This is a genomic window from Pseudobacillus badius (assembly GCF_002189605.1).
Taxonomy (GTDB): domain Bacteria; phylum Bacillota; class Bacilli; order Bacillales; family Domibacillaceae; genus Pseudobacillus; species Pseudobacillus badius.
Genome location: NZ_MWMM01000001.1, coordinates 572,213 through 591,326 on the forward strand (window position 1 = coordinate 572,213; position 19,114 = coordinate 591,326).

14 protein-coding genes and 1 riboswitch are annotated in these 19,114 nt (G+C 45.4%); all 14 genes read left to right on the top strand.

Translation table 11 applies throughout. The annotated features are described in order from the left end of the window. Positions 1 to 3 precede the first annotated feature (3 nt). A complete protein-coding gene (locus B1A98_RS02740) occupies positions 4 to 939 on the top strand; it encodes a sensor histidine kinase (protein ID WP_063383612.1) in 936 nt (311 codons plus the stop codon). A 92-nt stretch (positions 940 to 1,031) separates the two neighbouring features. Further along, positions 1,032 to 1,955, top strand: coding sequence for an ABC transporter ATP-binding protein (locus B1A98_RS02745; RefSeq protein ID WP_063383613.1), 924 nt, complete (start codon positions 1,032 to 1,034; stop codon positions 1,953 to 1,955). Positions 1,956 to 2,073: 118 nt separating this feature from the next. Beyond that, the gene (locus B1A98_RS02750; protein WP_063383614.1) at positions 2,074 to 2,961 is read left to right on the top strand and encodes a DUF4097 family beta strand repeat-containing protein; all 888 of its coding nucleotides are present in this window, start codon (positions 2,074 to 2,076) and stop codon (positions 2,959 to 2,961) included. 301 nt (positions 2,962 to 3,262) lie between these two features. Continuing rightward, entirely contained in the window at positions 3,263 to 3,676 is a 414-nt protein-coding gene (locus tag B1A98_RS02755; protein WP_041114287.1) for a CoA-binding protein, read from the top strand. A gap of 326 nt (positions 3,677 to 4,002) precedes the next feature. Then, the gene (parE, locus tag B1A98_RS02760) at positions 4,003 to 5,973 is read left to right on the top strand and encodes a DNA topoisomerase IV subunit B (protein WP_041114288.1); all 1,971 of its coding nucleotides are present in this window, start codon (positions 4,003 to 4,005) and stop codon (positions 5,971 to 5,973) included. 4 nt (positions 5,974 to 5,977) lie between these two features. Beyond that, entirely contained in the window at positions 5,978 to 8,407 is a 2,430-nt protein-coding gene (gene parC / locus B1A98_RS02765; RefSeq protein ID WP_063383615.1) for a DNA topoisomerase IV subunit A, read from the top strand. A gap of 169 nt (positions 8,408 to 8,576) precedes the next feature. Next, positions 8,577 to 10,004 carry an alanine/glycine:cation symporter family protein gene (locus B1A98_RS02770; RefSeq protein WP_370511045.1) on the top strand — a complete coding sequence of 476 codons (1,428 nt, stop codon included), beginning with the start codon at positions 8,577 to 8,579 and terminating at the stop codon, positions 10,002 to 10,004. 203 nt (positions 10,005 to 10,207) lie between these two features. Beyond that, positions 10,208 to 11,263: a HEAT repeat domain-containing protein gene (locus tag B1A98_RS02775; protein WP_063383616.1), complete on the top strand. Its 1,056-nt coding sequence runs from the start codon at positions 10,208 to 10,210 to the stop codon at positions 11,261 to 11,263. Further along, positions 11,260 to 12,684, top strand: a complete 1,425-nt coding sequence (locus B1A98_RS02780; RefSeq protein WP_063383617.1) for a glycosyltransferase family 2 protein — start codon at positions 11,260 to 11,262, stop codon at positions 12,682 to 12,684. Before B1A98_RS02775 ends, B1A98_RS02780 begins: the two co-directional genes overlap by 4 nt. Before the next feature lie 84 nt (positions 12,685 to 12,768). Beyond that, a riboswitch (TPP riboswitch) is annotated at positions 12,769 to 12,869 on the top strand. A 212-nt stretch (positions 12,870 to 13,081) separates the two neighbouring features. Continuing rightward, entirely contained in the window at positions 13,082 to 13,846 is a 765-nt protein-coding gene (locus B1A98_RS02785; protein WP_063383618.1) for a thiazole synthase, read from the top strand. 15 nt (positions 13,847 to 13,861) lie between these two features. Next, positions 13,862 to 15,040: a 2-iminoacetate synthase ThiH gene (gene thiH, locus B1A98_RS02790; RefSeq protein WP_063383619.1), complete on the top strand. Its 1,179-nt coding sequence runs from the start codon at positions 13,862 to 13,864 to the stop codon at positions 15,038 to 15,040. Next, positions 14,982 to 15,800 carry a sulfur carrier protein ThiS gene (gene thiS / locus B1A98_RS02795; RefSeq protein ID WP_063383620.1) on the top strand — a complete coding sequence of 273 codons (819 nt, stop codon included), beginning with the start codon at positions 14,982 to 14,984 and terminating at the stop codon, positions 15,798 to 15,800. Before thiH ends, thiS begins: the two co-directional genes overlap by 59 nt. A 13-nt stretch (positions 15,801 to 15,813) precedes the next feature. Continuing rightward, the gene (locus tag B1A98_RS02800; RefSeq protein ID WP_063383621.1) at positions 15,814 to 16,827 is read left to right on the top strand and encodes a ThiF family adenylyltransferase; all 1,014 of its coding nucleotides are present in this window, start codon (positions 15,814 to 15,816) and stop codon (positions 16,825 to 16,827) included. 229 nt (positions 16,828 to 17,056) lie between these two features. After that, the gene (locus tag B1A98_RS02805) at positions 17,057 to 18,925 is read left to right on the top strand and encodes a sigma-54-dependent Fis family transcriptional regulator (RefSeq protein WP_063383622.1); all 1,869 of its coding nucleotides are present in this window, start codon (positions 17,057 to 17,059) and stop codon (positions 18,923 to 18,925) included. Positions 18,926 to 19,114: the final 189 nt, after the last annotated feature.

Sequence of the window (19,114 nt, forward strand, 5' to 3'; positions counted from 1 at the left end):
AGGATGGCGCTTGTTTTGTTTATGATATTGCTAGCCAGCGCAGGAGGCCACATATACCAATATCGGGCACGCCGGCAGCAGCAAAGACAGCTTGAGTACGCGGCCCAAAAAATGCACCGGATCATAGCAGAGCATACAGGTGAAAAGCTGCTGATCGATACAGATGATCCCTCAATGAAAGCTGTTTTAAGAGAAATTAATGCCTTGCTCGAGCATAACCAGAAGACGATCGCCGCTTATCGGAAAATGGAGATTTCGAAAAGGAGAATGCTTGCCAATATTTCTCATGATTTAAAAACACCGCTTACTGTTATTCAAGGCTACATTGAGATTATTTTGAACGATGCCAATGCCAGCGAGGAAGAAATGAAGACGTTGCTGATAAAGACAAATAGCAAAGCCGCGGAGCTGTCCGCCCTTATTAAAAAGTTCTTTGAGCTTTCCCGCCTGGATTCAGGGGATAAAGAGATAGCGGTTTCCCGGGTGAATATGAATGAACTGTGCAGGAGGAATATTCTCGGCTTTTACGACGTGTTAACGAAAAAAGCTTTGCAAGTTAGGATTGATATTCCTGAAGACCCGGTTTATGGCTGGGGAAATGATGAAGAGCTGGACCGGGTGCTTCATAACTTACTTTCCAATGCGATCCAATATGGCAGCGAGGGAGGTGTGGTTGGCCTTGCTCTTCGCTCGAATGATCAGACCGTATTCATAGATGTCTGGGATCAGGGAAAAGGCATTCGCGAGCCTGAACAAGACCGCGTTTTTGAACGGCTGTATACGTTGGAGGACTCCAGAAATAAAGCGTATCAAGGAAGCGGGCTGGGTCTGACCATTACAAAGAGAATCATAGAACAGCTCGGCGGCAGGATTTATCTTGAAAGCAAGCCGTATGTTCAGACGGTCTTTACTGTGGAATTAAAAAAGATCTCATTTTAAATAAACGTAAGATTTTCTTAAGGATTGAGTAAGAAAAAAGAAAATTCTTTTCCCTACAATAAAAGAAATTGAGATGAAAGGAATTCAAAACAATGGACTATATTATCCAGACCAGACAGTTATCGAAGGTTTACAAAGGGAAAGAAGTCGTATCCAATGTCAATCTTCATGTGAAAAAGGGCGAGATTTATGGATTCCTCGGCCCGAATGGCGCAGGGAAAACAACGGTGATGAAGATGCTGATGGATTTAGTCAAACCGACAGCCGGAGAAATCCTCTTATTCGGGGAGGAGGTTCATTCCACGCCGCATGAAAAGCTCAAGCGAATCGGAAGCTTAATTGAATATCCGGTTTTCTATGACCATTTGACGGCACGGGAAAATCTTGAACTGCATTGTGAGTATATGGGGTATTACAAAAACGGGGCCGTCCAATCAGCTTTGGATCTTGTCCGTTTATCCGTGGGCGAGAAGAAGCCGGTGAAGGAATTTTCACTTGGGATGAAACAGAGGCTCGGCATTGCCAGAGCGATGATCACGAAGCCGGAGCTGTTAATTCTGGATGAGCCAATCAATGGGCTTGATCCGGTCGGAATAAAAGAAATGAGAGATTTATTCCACATGTTGTCTGAAGAATATGGCATTACTTTGTTCATTTCCAGCCATATATTAGCTGAAATTGAACAAATTGCTGATACGATTGGCGTTATCCGTGACGGGAGGCTGTTGCAGGAGGTTTCTCTGGAATCGATTCACCAGGGGACAACGGAGTATATGGAAGTGAAGGTAGACGATGTGAAAAAAGCCGGTTATGTGCTGGAGCATCAACTAGCATTGAAAAATTATAAGATCATAGATGAGTCAAGAATAAGAGTGTATGAAGCTGCTGACTCTCAAGCAGAGATTTCCAAGGCATTGATTATGAGTGATGTGCTTGTGAAAGAGATCAGCCAAAAGAGCCACTCTCTGGAAGATTATTTTATGGATATTATTAATGGGAGCAAAACGAGTGCGTAAATGATGAGATGCAAGGCCGGAAAACTTAAGCGATGGCAGCGTTTGGATGTTTATCCTTCCAAAGCATAGAGCGTGAGAACGCCAATTGAGGAAGGGTTTAGAAGGAGTGGGCAGAAGGATGAAGAGGATAAGACTATTTTTGTTCGCCGCCGGCTGCGGCATCCTGGCGGGATGCGGCTGGTTCGGCTTTGGGGGGACGGCGGATGTACATGAAGAGAAAACGATGGATGGAAAGGCGGTGGATGAAGTTTTCATTGAGACAGCTGCTTCTGATATTGAAGTTATACCGGCAAGCGGTACGGATCTCGTGGTCTCACTTGAAGGGCAAATCGATGAAAGGATGGTTGATCGATATCAATGGACAGTTGAGCAGGAAAATCACAAATTGCAGGTGAAGTACCTTCTGAAAAAAGGAAAAGTAGGCTTGCGCACAGGCAGTGATAAAGATGTTAACCTCATTGTGAAGCTTCCGGAAAAGCTGTATGACAGCCTGCAAGTGAAGGGTTCTTCCGGAGATATAGCGGTTAAAAAAGTACATACAAAACACATGGAAATAGAAACTGAATCAGGGGATCAGACAATGAATGAGGTAATCATTCATGAACAGCTGGCCCTTGCTTCATCAAGCGGCTCCTTAAGTCTTAAACACAACGAAGCTAACAAAGCAAAGCTCTTTACCGAAAGCGGAAATATTCAATCAACAGGTATGCAGGCCGATCATTTAACAGCCCGCACTTCATCTGGGGATATTTCCGTCTCTGCCGAAAGCATGGAAGGGAATATGAAGCTGGCTTCATCAAGCGGTGATATACTTGTTCAGTCAAATCAACAGCCAGATTCGCTAAAGGTTGATTTTTTAAGCCATTCAGGAAAGGCTCATTTGCCGGAAAAATACTTTACTATTAAAGAAAAAACAGAAAATAGTTTGCTGGGAGAGATCGGGAAGAAAAAATATTTGCTCAATGCAAGAACGGAATCCGGAGACTTTTCATTTAAGTTTTTTTAATCACGTTGCTTAACTTTCCTTGAAGTCATTTTTTTCTGTCCTATGGATATGCATCCGTCATTTGATTGCTGATAGTCGCCAATCCGGTATAGAATGGGTATATATGCATCAGTTGCCTGCGGATTTTCCAAGCGAGAGCGGGCCCTTTAAATCCCTGGAAATTTTAGTGCATATCGGATAGATTCTAAAGTATGCAGAAAAGATAGAACCAAACTTTATTTTAAGATAAGCATGTCGGGGAAAGCGGCAGAAGGAAAATGACTGGGCAGGAACGAATTAGTTTGTGCAAGGAGGAGAGTTATTGATGATAATAAATCCAACAAGAGAAGAAATGGGCAAGCTGTTAAAAAAAGCGAAAACGATCGCCGTAGTCGGTTTAAGTGATAACCCCGAGCGGACAAGCTATATGGTCTCTGAAGCAATGCAGCGGGCCGGATATAAAATTATTCCGGTTAATCCTGCGATCGATGAAGTGCTGGGAGAACGGGCGGTTGCTTCTCTTAAAGAAATTCAAGAGCCGGTGGATATCGTGAACGTGTTTCGGCGCTCAGAATTTTTGCCGGAAATTGCTAAAGAATTTGCTGAAATAGATAGTGAGATTTTTTGGGCGCAGCTCGGCGTAGCCAATGAAGAGGCGTATCAATTTCTAAAAGAGAAAGGCAAAACGGTGATTATGGATAGATGCATTAAAGTGGAGCATGCTCTCACAAAATAATCAGCCAAACAAAGAACAAGCGGTGTGCTGCCGCTTGTTTTTTAACGTGAAAGATGAAGATATATCTAAAAGTAAACGATACAGCCTGAACGTTTCCGCGTTCTCTTTTTTGTCATCAAAATGATTGAAAAAGAACAAAAAATCTGGACAAGGCGTTTGCATAAATGGCTTGTTGACCATACAATAAGGCAGAGGAAAATACAGAACGGCACAGTACCATTATAAGCTCCCGGCGGCGGGGGAGATGAAGGATTGGAATTTTTATGATATAATGAAGCGTACGAACGTTTGTTTGTTTCTCTAGGAAGTCTGAAAGGGGAATTTTTGTGACGAAAAAAGAAGTGACCTTTGACTATAATGATGACGCTATTCAGGTTCTCGAAGGCCTGGAAGCAGTCAGAAAGCGCCCCGGAATGTATATCGGTTCCACGGATACACGGGGGCTGCATCATTTAGTCTATGAAATCGTAGACAACTCAGTGGATGAAGCGCTTGCCGGCTATGGCAGCGAAATTAAAATTATTATTCATAAAGATCAATCGGTCAGCGTCCAGGATTTTGGCCGCGGTATGCCTACAGGTATGCATAAACTCGGAAAGCCGACACCGGAAGTCATCTTAACGATTCTTCATGCCGGCGGGAAGTTTGGCCAGGGAGGATATAAAACGAGCGGCGGCTTGCATGGCGTCGGCGCTTCTGTCGTCAATGCTTTATCTGAGTGGCTGACAGTGACCATTCACCGCGACGGTTTCGTTTATGAGCAGCGCTTTGAACATGGAGGCGTTCCGGTCACCACCCTTGAAAAGATCGGAAACACGAAAAAAACAGGAACGAAAATTCACTTTAAGCCAGATCCGTCTATCTTCAGTACCATTCATTATAATTTTGATACGTTAAGCGAGCGCCTGCGGGAGTCAGCTTTCTTGTTAAAAGGCTTGAAAATCAGTTTGACGGACGAACGGCAGCGATTAGAAGAAGTGTTTTACTATGAAAAAGGCATTGAAGAATTCGTTAAATATTTAAATGGAGAGAAAGATACATTGCACCCGGTTGTTTCCTTTGCAGGAGATCAAAACGGCATTGAAGTAGACTTTGCTTTCCAATTTAATGACGGCTACTCTGAAACGATCCTGTCTTTTGTAAATAATGTCCGCACAAAAGACGGCGGCACTCATGAAGCAGGCGCCCGCACAGCGATGACAAGAGTATTCAATGAATATGCCCGCAAAGTAAGCCTGCTTAAGGAGAAAGAAAAAAACTTAGAGGGCTCCGATATCCGTGAAGGCTTAGCGGCCGTTGTTTCCGTGCGTATTCCGGAAGAGCTGCTGCAGTTTGAAGGTCAGACAAAAGGAAAGCTAGGGACGAGCGAAGCCCGCTCCGCAGTAGACAGTGTAGTTTCTTCACAGCTCTCTTACTTTCTTGAGGAAAATCCAGAAACAAGCTCTCTGCTAATTAAAAAAGCTATCAAGGCCGCCCAGGCAAGAGAAGCGGCAAGAAAGGCCCGTGAAGATGCCCGCAGCGGAAAAAAACGCAAGCGCAATGAAGGCGTTCTGTCCGGGAAATTGACTCCTGCCCAGTCACGCAATCCGCAAAAAAATGAGTTGTATTTAGTGGAGGGGGACTCAGCCGGAGGATCGGCTAAGCAAGGGCGCGACCGTCGCTTTCAAGCCGTTCTTCCGCTGCGCGGAAAAGTTATTAACACCGAGAAAGCCAAGCTGGCCGACATTTTCAAAAATGAAGAAATCAATACGATTATCCATGCGATCGGAGCAGGGGTAGGACCGGATTTTAACGTGGAGGATGCCAATTATGATAAGGTAATTATCATGACGGACGCAGATACCGACGGCGCCCACATTCAAGTGCTGCTGCTGACCTTCTTCTACCGTTACATGAAGCCGCTGATTGAAGCGGGGAAAGTATACATTGCACTGCCGCCGCTTTATAAAGTGAGCAAGGGAAGCGGCAAGAAAGAAAAGGTGGAGTATGCCTGGACCGATGAAGAGTTGGCGGAAACGATGAAGAAAGTCGGAAAGGGATGCATGCTCCAGCGTTACAAAGGGCTCGGGGAAATGAATGCAGACCAGCTGTGGGAAACGACCATGAACCCGGAAACAAGAACGTTGATCCGTGTGCTGATTGACGATGCTGCCCGCGCCGAACGTCGTGTTGCGACGCTAATGGGGGACAAAGTAGAGCCGCGCCGGAAATGGATCGAGTCAAATGTTGCTTTCGGACTGGAAGAAGACAGCAATATTTTAGATAATGAGAATCTTTCAGTCGGCAAGGAGGAGTAAGTAGATGCAAAAAGAAGTATTTCAGGATTTACCGCTTGAAGAGGTGCTTGGAGACCGTTTTGGGCGTTACAGTAAATATATTATTCAAGAGCGGGCGCTTCCCGATGCCCGTGATGGCTTGAAGCCTGTACAGCGCCGGATTTTATATGCGATGCATACAGAGGGGAACACCCACGAAAAAGGCTTTCGTAAATCCGCGAAAACAGTGGGGAACGTCATCGGGAACTTTCACCCGCACGGCGATACGTCTGTGTATGACGCGATGGTGCGGATGAGCCAGGAATGGAAGCTTCGGCAGCTGCTCGTTGAGATGCATGGAAATAACGGTTCCGTGGACGGCGATCCGCCGGCTGCCATGCGTTACACGGAAGCAAGGCTTTCTGCTATTTCCGGCGAATTATTGAAAGATATTGATAAGCGCACAGTGGATTTTATTCCGAACTTTGATGATACGACAGAGGAGCCGACCGTTTTGCCGGCGCGCTTCCCTAACTTATTAGTCAATGGTTCTACCGGGATATCCGCCGGATATGCAACTGAAATTCCGCCGCACCAGCTCGGCGAAGTGATTGATGCAGCGATTATGAGAATGGAGCACCCTGGCTGCACGGTCGAGGAGCTGATGACGGTGATCAAAGGGCCTGATTTTCCGACCGGCGGCATTATTCAAGGAATTGAAGGAATTGAGAAAGCGTACAAAACAGGAAAAGGCAAAATCATTGTACGCGGAAAAGCCGAGATTGAAGATATTCGCGGCGGAAAAAAACAAATCGTCATCACCGAAATTCCTTATGATGTCAATAAAGCAAACCTGGTGAAAAAAATAGACGATTTCCGTCTGGACCGCAAAGTAGAAGGGATAGCCGAAGTAAGGGATGAAACAGACCGCACAGGGCTCCGCATCGTCATTGAGCTGAAAAAAGATGGTGACGCCCAAGGCATTTTAAATTATTTATACAAAGCCAGCGACTTGCAAATCAGTTATAACTTTAATATGGTGGCCATCCATAATCAGCGTCCAGTGCTGATGGGACTGCCTGAACTGCTTGATGCGTACATAAGCCACCAAAAAGAAGTGGTTACAAAGCGTTCTGAATATGAATTGGCGAAGGCGCGGGCCCGCCAGCATATTGTAGACGGCTTGATTAAGGCTTTATCCATCCTAGATGAAGTGATTGCGGCCATTCGGGCATCGAAGGACAAGCGCGATGCCAAGAATAATTTGATGGCAGCCTTTGAGTTTACAGAGGCGCAGGCAGAAGCGATTGTCAGCTTGCAGTTATACCGGCTGACGAATACAGATATCACTGCCCTCCAAAAGGAAGCCGAAGAATTGTTGGCAGAAATCGAGCAGCTCACCGCTATTCTGGCAAGTGAGAAAAAGCTGACAGGTGTCATTAAAAAAGAACTGAAAGATGTGCGAAAGAAATATAACGACACGCGGCGGACCGTGATCGAAGAGCAAATTGAAGAAATCAAAGTGAACCTTGAAGTGCTTATTCCGAATGAAGAGGTCATTGTTACAGTGACAAAAGACGGCTATATTAAACGGACCAGTCTGCGTTCCTATTCGGCATCCGGCGGGAAAGATTTGGCGATGAAGGAGACGGATCGTCTGCTCTTTAAGGAAGAGGTTCATACAACCGATGTTTTGCTTGTCTTTACGAGCAAGGGAAGCTATTTATACTTGCCGGTCCATGAACTGCCTGATATTCGTTGGAAAGATCTGGGGCAACATGTGGCGAGCCTTGTTGCTCTTGAAAAAGATGAATCGATTATAAGTGTTTTTGCTGTGAAAGATTTTCAAGCCCCTCTGTATTTATTGTTTGTGACGAAAAACGGCATGGTAAAGCGAACCGAGCTGGCTGCTTATAAAGTGCAGCGCTACTCGAGGCCGTTAACCGCCATTAAGCTAAAAGGCGATGATGAGGTGATTGACGTACACCTCACCACCGGCAGCAAGCAGGTGTTCTTGGCGACTTATTTCGGTTACGGGCTTTTGTTTGCCGAGGAGGAGGCGAGCCTTGTTGGCCCGCGTGCAGCGGGAGTCAAAGGAATCAACTTAAAAGAGAACGACACTGTAGTCAGCGCGGAGGTATGGGAAGCGAACGAAGAACGGGATTTGCTGCTCGTCACTCAGCGGGGCGCTGTTAAGAAAATGAGCTCAAGAGAGTTTGAACCGCTTTCACGCGCTTCGAGAGGCGTGGTAATGCTTCGGGAGTTAAAAGGGAATCCGCATCGTGTGGCGGGACTGAAATTGATAGAACAAGAAGCACAGTTTGTGTTGCAAACAGAAAAGGGCCTATCCGACCCATTTGATTTCTCCCCTCTAAAGAAAAGTGACCGCTATTCGAACGGCTCATTCGTTTTAGATGAGAATGAGAGCGGAAAAGTCATAGCTGTTTGGAAAAAGATCGAATCAGAGGAATCCTGACAAGGGGCGGCTCATCAGTCGATTTTTCGGCTGTGTGCCGCTCCTTGTGCCCGTTCCTGCTAAAAAAGAAGAGCGGAATGATCATTATGCCGGTTGATTGGATAGCTATCTTTTGATAGATTGAAATAGATTAACTTTTACCATTTCACTTTAAGAAGGGATGCGTTTTATGGATTGGATGGAAATGATTGATCATTACATACTGAAAATAAATGACTTTTTGTATACGAATGTAATGATCGCTTTATTAATTGGACTGGGTCTACTCTTTTCATTCGGAACCAGGTTTGTGCAATTTCGTTTATTTGGGGAAATGTTTCGGGTGATCTTTGAAAAGTCGACCATCTCCACTAAAGGAAAGGCAGGAATTTCTTCGTTCCAGGCGTTTACCGTCAGTGCGGCTTCCAGAATCGGCACCGGCAACCTTGCTGGTGTAGCGACAGCGATTGCAGCCGGCGGACCAGGTGCTGTTTTCTGGATGTGGCTGATTGCTTTTATCGGTGCGGCCTCCAGTTTTGTAGAAAGCACACTCGCCCAGATTTATAAAGTAAAGGATGAAACTGGCTTTCGCGGCGGCCCGGCTTACTACATGGAAAGAGGCTTGAATAAAAGATGGATGGGGATTATTTTTGCCATTACAATTACTTTTTGCTTTGGCCTCGTCTTCAATTCTGTTCAGTCTAACACCATTTCAATCGCAATGAATGAAAGCTTTCATGTTTCAAAGCCTGTTGTCGGTGTAGTTCTATGTATATTGACAGCGTTAATTATTTTTGGGGGGCTTAAACGCATCGCTCACGTGACACAAGTGCTTGTCCCTGTTATGGCTATTATCTACATTCTTGTCGCTCTTGTTGTGTTAATTATGAATATTACTGAAATTCCGGCAATGTTTATGCTTATCATCAAAAATGCCTTCGGTATAGAAGAGGCATTGGGCGGGACGCTTGGTGCGGCTGTGATGAACGGAATTAAACGCGGTTTATTCTCTAATGAAGCAGGGATGGGTTCTGCTCCTAACGCTGCCGCTGCCGCTGCTGTCAGCCATCCTGTCAAACAAGGTCTGATTCAGACGCTTGGCGTGTTTGTTGATACGATTGTCGTGTGTTCAGCTACTGCTTTTATTATTTTACTGTCAGGCGAATATTTAAGGGAAGACGCTTCTTCTATTAACCTAACACAGTCTGCTCTTTCCGTGCATATCGGTGATTGGGCATCTATCTTCTTAGCGGTTGCTATTTTCCTTTTTGCTTTCAGCTCTGTGATTGGAAACTATTATTACGGGGAGACGAATATTGAGTTTATTAAAAACTCTCCCGCTGCCTTGTTTGTGTATCGTTTAGCTGTACTCGGCATGGTGTACTTTGGCTCAGTTGCCAAAATCAGCCTTGTTTGGGATATGGCCGATCTTTTCATGGCGATTATGGCGCTGATCAACTTAGTGGCCATTACCATGCTTTATAAAATTGCTGTGGCTGCTTTAAAAGATTATCAGCAGCAGCGAAAAGCCGGCAAAGAACCGGTGTTTTATGCTGATTCCATCGAAGGAGTCGGTACGGCGGATTGCTGGGAACGGAAACCGCAGGAAGAAAAATAAGCATAGGGCAGCTTCGGCTGCCCTATGCTTATTTGCATGCAGGATGAATAGAACAAGACATTCGCTTCTATAGACATCTATTTTTATTTTGACAACTTTGGTAGAATCGAAGAGGCACGGCCAGTTTATCGTTTTTTATTCGTGGAATAAAGGAAGTAGAAGGAATTGAGCTGCCAAGCAAATGGTAAAGCGGGTGAAAAAATGTGAGCGATACGATGAAAGTCATTATATATATCAATTTGATCCTCCTGGGCATTCTGCTTTTCTTGCTCGTTTTTCTGATTGTTCAAAAAGTGATAACAAATAAAAGAACAGAGAGAGTGGAACAAATAAAAGATTACTTGCGTCCGGATTTATTTGCTTATTTGTTAGGAACGGAAGAGGAGATCCATAACAGATGGCTAAATAATGATCCATTGAGCATTCAGGCATTAGAAGAATTGCTGGAGGAGGCTGCAAGTATCCTAAAGGGAGAAATGGTAGGAGAGACGATTACACTTCTTGCTGAGGAGTGGCTGAAAGAGGAGTATCATCGGCGGCTGGCGAAAGGAAGGTGGAGCACACGAATGAATGTGCTTTATCGCATTGAAAATTTTTATATGTCTTCCTTTTCGCATCATTTGTGGCTGGCGCTTGCCGAAAACGCTCTGCGAACAGAGGCAGAACGGACAGAAGCGATCCGTGTGTTGGCTTCCTTGCAATCGAACGCGCTGGCCAGGGATTTAATCAGCCTGGATCCTCCGCTTTCGAAAGCTGTTTACAAGGATGTATTAAGAAGATTTAACGATACATATGACGCAGGGTTTATCCAGAATTATGAGAAGCTGAACAATGTGTTTAAGCAGGCAATCATTGAGTGGGTAGCAGAAACACAGGAGTACAGCTATCTTCCTTTTGTAGTAGAACAGCTGAAGCAGCCGCATTTAGAGCTAAGAATTGCTGCCTTAAAAGTGCTTTATTTGTTCGGGTACACGGCTGATTCAGCAGATGTGTATCCATTCAGCTATTCTCAGCACTGGCAGGAGAGAATGATGTTCGCCAAGCTGGCAGGCGCAGCGAAAAAAGACGGTTTTCTGCCTCAGCTTACGAAGTTGATTGCAGATGAAAACTGGTTTGTCCGCAATGCGGCAGGGGAAGCGCTGCAGCAATATGCAAACGGCACACTGATTTTGCAGCATATTATTGAAACCCATCATGACCGATATGCAAAGGATATGGCTGCCCAGTGGCTTGAGAGTGAAGGAGTGAGAATAGGATGACTCAATTCATTAGCAATCTGTTCACCTTTTTGCCGTGGTTATTTATTTTCTACACCTCCTTTGTCATTTTGTTTTATCTCGTCATTTTATTTATTTCAGCCAGGCAGCTGCGGAGCGAATATGGATTTAATTCAAAAGAGGCAGAAGAAGATTTGCTGGATTCTTTTGATACAAAACCGGTCTCGATTCTTGTGCCTGCCTATAATGAAGAGGCAGGGATTTATAACAGTGTCCGCTCTCTTTTAAGTATTTACTATCCGGAATATGAAGTGATTGTTATCAATGACGGTTCGACAGACAAAACAGCCGAAACGATGATTGAGGCCTTTCAAATGGTAAAAATAAATTTTGTTGTACGTACGAGAATACCTGTTGCTGAAATTAATGGCATCTACCGGTCAACGATTTATGAAAATGTATACATGATTGACAAGAAAAATGGCGGAAAAGCCGATGCCTTGAACGCTGGAATAAACTTATCCCATTACCCGTACATTTGTTCACTCGACGGAGATTCTGTATTAGAGAGAAATGCCTTTTTGAAAGTGATCAAGCCGGTTCTTGATTCAGACGGAGAGGTGATTGCAGTCGGCGGCAGCGTGCGGATTGCGAATGGCTGTCATATTGAAGGCGGGGAAGTGATGACGGTCGGTTTATCTAAAAAACCGTTGGTGGTTATGCAAGTGATCGAGTATTTGCGCGCATTTTTAATCGGCCGGATTGGCTTAAGCCGTCATAACCTGTTGCTGATTATTTCCGGTGCTTTCGGTGTGTTTGAGAAAGAGTCAGTGACCAGAATCGGCGGGTACCGCACGGATACAGTCGGAGAAGATATGGATCTGGTTGTCCGCCTGCACCGGATGATTAAAGATAGAGGATTAAAGAAAAAGATATTGTATGTTCCTGATCCTGTTTGCTGGACAGAAGCGCCAGAGTCCGCCCTTTATTTGCGCAGACAGCGCCAGCGCTGGCACCGCGGACTTTGCGAAGTGATTTGGAATAACAAGGATATGCTGTTTAATCCTAAATATGGCCTGGTTGGTGTGCTATCGATGGCTTATTTCTTTTTGATTGAGCTGATGGGTGTCTTTGTCGAATTGCTTGGTTACTTGCTTATTCTGTTCGGTTTGCTGTTTTCGTTTATCAGTGTTGAAATCACCGTCCTGATTGCCTCTTTGTCGTTCTTATACGGATCGGTGTTATCGATGGGCGGAGTGCTCTTAGAGGAATGGAGCTTGAGAAAATATCCGAAGCCGCGAGACATCGTCAGACTGTTTTTCTTTGCACTTTCTGAAACGTTTTGGTATCGGCCGCTCATGATTAAATGGCGGCTGGAAGGCTTTTTTCAGTTTTTAGCCGGCAAGAAGGATTGGGGAGAAATGAAGCGGATTGGCGTAGGGGCGAAGACCGAAGCGAAATAAAGCAAAAAAGCGGAATTCTTTTTTTGAAAAAGTGGTTAACAATTTAGAATATTAGGAGTATACTAGAGGAAACTGAATATAGAAAAAGTAAGCTAGGGGTGCCTTTACGGCTGAGAGGATGCATGCATCCAACTCTTGAACCTGATTTGGTTAGTACCAACGGAGGGAAGCTGTCTTTATTTACGTGTCTTTATTTATGATGCATAAAGAAAAGCCTGCCGTTGTGGCAGGCTTTTTTTGTTGTACGGCTCTGTTAAAGAATATCGTTGGTTTGTCTATCGGTTTCACTGCAGGCGGACACTTTCCGTGGAAGTCGCCGCTTTTGCCCTTTTAGGTGAACAATTAACCAATCAATCGTCGATAATGGCAGAGCCTATTGCAAAAAGGAGGATGTTAAATGGATGAATTAATTATTGGTCAAAAAAAGTTGTCAAGCCGGCTGTTTACAGGAACGGGGAAGTTTGCCGATCACTCTGTTATGAAACAAGCCTTTAGTGCCTCAGGCTCGCAAGTGGTAACTGTAGCAGTAAGAAGAGTGGATTTAGAGGCAGGCCATGAAAATATTTTAGCAGATATCCCAGAGAATATGACGATTATGCCCAATACATCCGGGGCAAGAAATGCGGAGGAAGCTGTCCGTATTGCAAGGCTGGCAAGGGCCGCCGGGATGGGAGATTGGATTAAGATCGAAGTTATTTCTGATCAGAAATATTTGCTTCCTGACAATGAAGAAACGATCCGGGCGACCGCAATATTGGCTAATGAAGGCTTTGTTGTTCTTCCTTACATGAATCCAGACCTAATGGCAGCCAAAAAGCTGGCTGATGCCGGGGCTGCGGCCATCATGCCGCTTGGTTCCCCGATCGGATCAAACCGGGGCATCCGCATGAAAGAGATGATCCGCATACTTATCGAAGAAAAAACACTGCCGATCATCGTGGATGCCGGAATCGGCAAGCCGTCAGAAGCGGCTGAAGCAATGGAGATGGGAGCGGATGCGGTTCTCGTAAATACGGCTATTGCTACAGCAGACGACCCTGTGCGGATGGCAGAGGCATTCAGTTTAGCTGTAGCAGCCGGCAGAAAGGCTTATCTTGCAGGGCTCGGACCGGTGTCGCAACGGGCAGCTGCTTCATCTCCGCTCACTGGGTTTTTACGGTAAAAAGGAGGAGTTTCTATGAGCTTTTATGACAGATACAACAAAATCAAGCATCATCCCTATGAGGAAATCCTTGCTGCTATGACGGTTCAAGATGTAGACAAGGCACTGAATCAAGCGGAACCGGACGAATATGACTTACTGGCGCTCCTTTCCCCGGCTGCTGCAGAGCGGCTGGAGGATATGGCCCAGAAAGCTCGAAAGCTGACCATTCAGAATTTCGGAAAAGTGATTTCCTTGTATGCGCCGCTTTATTTAACGGATTACTGTGTAAACAAGTGTGCATATTGCAGTTTCAGTTTTGACAATGACTTTCCGAGAAGAAAATTAACCGCTTTGGAGATCAGTCAAGAAGCAAAAGCGTTGAAAGACATGGGGATTCAGCATGTCATCCTGCTGACGGGGGAATCGCGCATTCATTCATCCGTTGCCTATCTTACAGAAAGCGCCCGTATCTTAAGAAAATATGCCTCCTCGATTTCCATTGAAGTACAGCCCCTTGATGCCGAGGAATACCGCCAGTTGTTCCAGGCGGGAGTGGATGGGCTTACTGTCTATCAAGAAGTATATAATGAAGAAATTTATAAGGAGATTCATATAAAAGGTCCAAAAAGAAACTATCGTTACCGCCTGGATGCACCAGAGCGGGGATGCCAGGCCGGCATGAGATCGGTAAACATTGGAGCGCTGCTCGGAATGGATAACTGGCGGAAGGAAGTGTTTTTCACTGCTCTGCATGCCCAATACCTGCAAAAAAGATATTTAGAAACGGACATTGCCGTTTCATTTCCTCGTATTCGCCCGAATCTTGGAGGGTTCGAGCCTCGTGCTGTTGTGGAGGATAAAGATCTTGTGCAAGCGATGCTTGCTGTCCGCCTGTTTATGCCCCGGGCAGGTATTACACTGTCTACACGCGAGGAAGCAGGGCTTAGAGATCACCTTATTAAATTGGGCGTGACAAAAATGTCCGCTGCTTCTTCGACAGTTGTTGGCGGCTACGCGGCGAAGAAAGAAAACAATAGCCAATTTGAAATTTCCGATACTCGTTCGGTGGCAGAAGTAAAAAAACGCTTAAAGCAGCTTGGGTATCAGCCGATTTTTAAAGATTGGGACATTTTGGCGGACGAGGAGGAATGGAATGACTTTTCAGCTTCACGCCATCACCACGGGGACACTCGGGCTGGCGCAGGCGTCTAGCATTGCCGCCGCCATTCACTCATTTGTTGACTATATTCACATAAGAGAAAAACAGCGCAGCGCCAGAGAGCTGTTGTATTGGGTGGAAGCCTTTAGGAAAGCGGGGGTTCCGGCCGAAAAGATTATTGTTAATGACAGGCTGGATGTTGCTCTTGCAGCCAGAGCCGGCGGTGTACAGCTGACGGAAAGCAGCGTGCCGTTAAAGCAGGTTCGCCCATTTCTCAGACAACTGGCGGCAGGCTGCTCTGTTCATGAGCTGGATGCCGTGGCTCATGCCAATGAAGGAAGGGCGGATTGGATCTTATTTGGCCACATTTATGATACAGCATCAAAGCCTGGGAGGAAACCAAGAGGCTTGGAGACATTGCAGGCCGCAGCTTATGCTTCCCGCGTGCCTGTTATTGCTATCGGAGGCATTAAACCGCACCATATTAGGGAAGTCAAGGCCGCCGGAGCAAGAGGCGTGGCAGTCATGTCAGGGATCTTTGCGAGCAAGGACCCGGCGGCTGCAGCCGCGAGTTATCAAACAGCAATAAAAAAGGAGGAAATCAACGACATGCACATTGTGGTTAATGGGAAATCGACGCCAATTTCTTTGCAGGAGCTGACTATTGAAGAGCTGCTGGCTTCTTATTCCTTGCAAGGAAAAGCGGTCATTGTAGAGATAAACGGCCATATCGTGCCGAAAGAACGGCTTGGCTTGACAACTATTCATGAAGGAGACCGAATTGAAATTGTTCAATTCGTGGGAGGCGGTTGAGGAGGAGAAGGCAATGAACAGCCGTTATTCGAGACAGGAGTTATTTTTAAAGGAAGAGCATCCTTACACTACTAAACATGTGCTGCTTGTCGGAGCCGGTGCACTTGGCTCTGCACTGGCCGAAATGCTGGTCAGGGCCGGCATTGGGCAGCTTACTATCATTGACCGTGATTACGTCGATTGGACCAACCTCCAGCGCCAGCAGCTGTATAATGAGCAGGACGCACGGGATAGTCTGCCTAAAGCGGAGGCGGCAAAAAAAAGGCTTCAGGAGATTAATTCCGACGTCAGCATATCGGCTATCACAGCCGATGCAGGCCCGCAGGAGCTTTCTGCGCTTATGGATGAAAAATGTCCGGACCTGCTGCTTGATGGAACGGACAATTTTGAGACAAGATTCGTTATCAATGATCTGTCTCAAAAATATCAGGTGCCCTGGATATATGGTGCTTGCGTAGGCAGCCAGGGAGTCAGCTGTGTGATTGTGCCGGGAGAAACTCCGTGCCTCGCCTGTTTGCTCGATGTTCTGCCGGCAGAAGGAATGACATGCGACACGGCAGGAATTATTGCGCCAGCTGTTCAAATGACAACGGCTTTCCAAGGAGCAGAGGCTTTGAAAATACTTGCGGGCCGCGGGGAGGACATTCGCCGGGAGCTTGTGGCTGTTGATTTGTGGAAAAATACATATTCATCTATTTCTACAGCCTCTTTAAAGAAGGCAGATTGCCCATCCTGCAGCGACACAGCCGTCTATCCGTATTTAACGGAAGAAAATCAAACAAAAACGGCGGTCTTATGCGGAAGAAATACGGTACAAGTAAGACCGCCGAACAACAGGGCATTTAATTTGCCAGAGATTGCCGCTATGCTGAAGCAGTGGGACGCTTCAGTAAAGATGAATGGTTTTTTGTTGTCGGCGATTGTTTCCGGAAAGAGAATTGTCTTGTTCCAGGACGGAAGAATGCTGGTACATGGATCAAAGGATCCGGAAGAGGCAAAAAAGCTTTATCAGCGGCTGCTCGGTTAAAAGAAAGCAGAATAGAGGGAAAAGGGCTGTCCATATCTGACTAAGACGACGGCCCTTTTTCTTTCTTGCCGGCCTTCACAGAGAGAACATGGGAAATCAAGCCCATCTTCTCTGCAAAAGCCTCTGTTGAATTGACTTAATATTTAGAATAGTTTAATCTGAACTTGTGACACAATCACAACTATCCTGCTTGGTTATCACTATATAGGGTGGAAGGGAGATAGCGATCATGATAGGAAAACGTGGTCAACTGGTTAAGAAAAACATGTCTGAACTAGTGATGGAATCGTGGGAGAGAAGCCGGAAGAATAATATATCACGTGACCTCTCTAAAGCGCCTCTCGTGCTAACGGAAACGGAATTGCAGCTGATAAAAAGCAGAGGCGAACTATACCAGTCGTTTGCAGCTGCTTATAGCAGAATGAAAAACGAGATTGATGATTGCTACGCCCTTGGTCTGGCTGATAAAGACGGCAGAATGATTGGCGTGCGCATGAAAGGCAAGCTGCATGACCAGCTGGGTGAGGTGAATTTTTATCCAGGCGGTCATTGGGATGAAACGATAGCAGGGACGAATGCAATCGGCACGGCCCTTGCTGCCCGAGAAGCTGTGACTATACATACGGCAGAGCATTATTGCGAGGCGTGGAGTGCATTTTCATGTGCTGGAGTTCCTATTTGGCACCCTGTGGATAAGCAAGTGATAGGAGTGCTTGATTTATCAAGTAAAGATGAGGATTTCCGCAAACACAGTTTGCCTTTAACAAAGGCGATAGCGGAAATGATTCAAGCGGATATGCTTGTCCGTATTTATGAAAAAAATAATTTGTTAAAAGAGGTATTTTTAGAACATAGCCGCAGACTACGCAGCGACTGGTTATTGGCCATTGATGATCAAGGGAGCTTAATGGAGCAAAATCACCTGTCCGAGCCGTTTCACTATGTTTGGAAAACACCGTTTAATTGGCATGAATATATGCATAAATGGCAGTGTTCGGGCGAGCCGGAATGGGAAGAACAAATAATTCCATTTTTGCATGGCCATCCCCGCGGCAAAGTTTTGCCTGTTGTTCATAAAAACAGTGTGATTGGCATCATTGTTCAAATTCCTCAACATCATCTGTTTGAGAAAAGTTCCGCAGCTCCTAAGAAAGAATATAACCACTATGGCGTTATCGGCCGCGGAAATAAATTTAACTTTTTTATCAGCAAAATAGAGAAAATCGCACCGAGCAGCGTACCTGTACTGTTAACTGGAGAAAGCGGCACCGGCAAGGAAGTATTCAGCCGGATGATTCACCGTCTCAGTGATCGCTGTGATCAGCCGTTCGTTTCTTTTAACTGTTCCTCATTGAATCATGATCTGGCAGCAAGTGAACTGTTTGGTTATGGGCCTGGCTCATTTACAGGGGGATTAAAAGAAGGAAAAAAGGGGCTGTTTGAAGCAGCCGACAGGGGCATCCTGTTTCTTGATGAAATTGGCGAGGTTCCGCTGTCTGTTCAGCCGATGCTGCTGAGAGTGCTGCAAGAACAGGAAGTCATGAGGATTGGAGAGTACGCTCCAAAAAAAATCAATGTAAGGGTCATTGCAGCGACAAATAGAGATTTAAAGCAGATGATCAAGGAAGGAACCTTCAGAGAGGACTTATATTACCGGTTAAATGTTATCCATTTAATGATTCCGCCTTTGCGTGAAAGAAAAGAAGATATCCCTTTGTTAGCCAGTTATTTTATCAAACAGAACGAGAAACAGGCGAATGTGATGCTGGCACCGGAAACAGAACAACTATTGCAGCAGTATGACTGGCCTGGAAATGTCAGGGAGCTTAAGAACGTCATTCAGTATGCTCAATTATTTGCGGAGAATGAGGTAATCGAGCCTTCTCATCTGCCGGATGCCTTTCATGAGCAAATGACGGCAGAAGCTTGCAGTGAATCAGCAGGAGATCAGCCGGAAGGCGATCAAGATGAACGCGATTATATTCTGCATATGTTGAGACGGACAAATTTCAACTTAACGAAAGCCGCCCAGCTGCTAGGCTTTTCCCGGGGAACTTTGTACAATCGTTTAAAGAAATATAATATTTCCTATAGATGATAAAATAAACAAACTGTTCAAATTATTTTGAACAGTTTGTTTATTTTAGTGAATAAATTTAACTCTTCTGCTGGTGAAAGAAGCGAAAATAGCGGGTGTGAGCGATGAAATAAGATGGCATAGAAATTGCAAGTTGATTATCAAACTTGTCTGCCTTAGGTTTTTATATGCCTGTCAGGCGGTGATTCA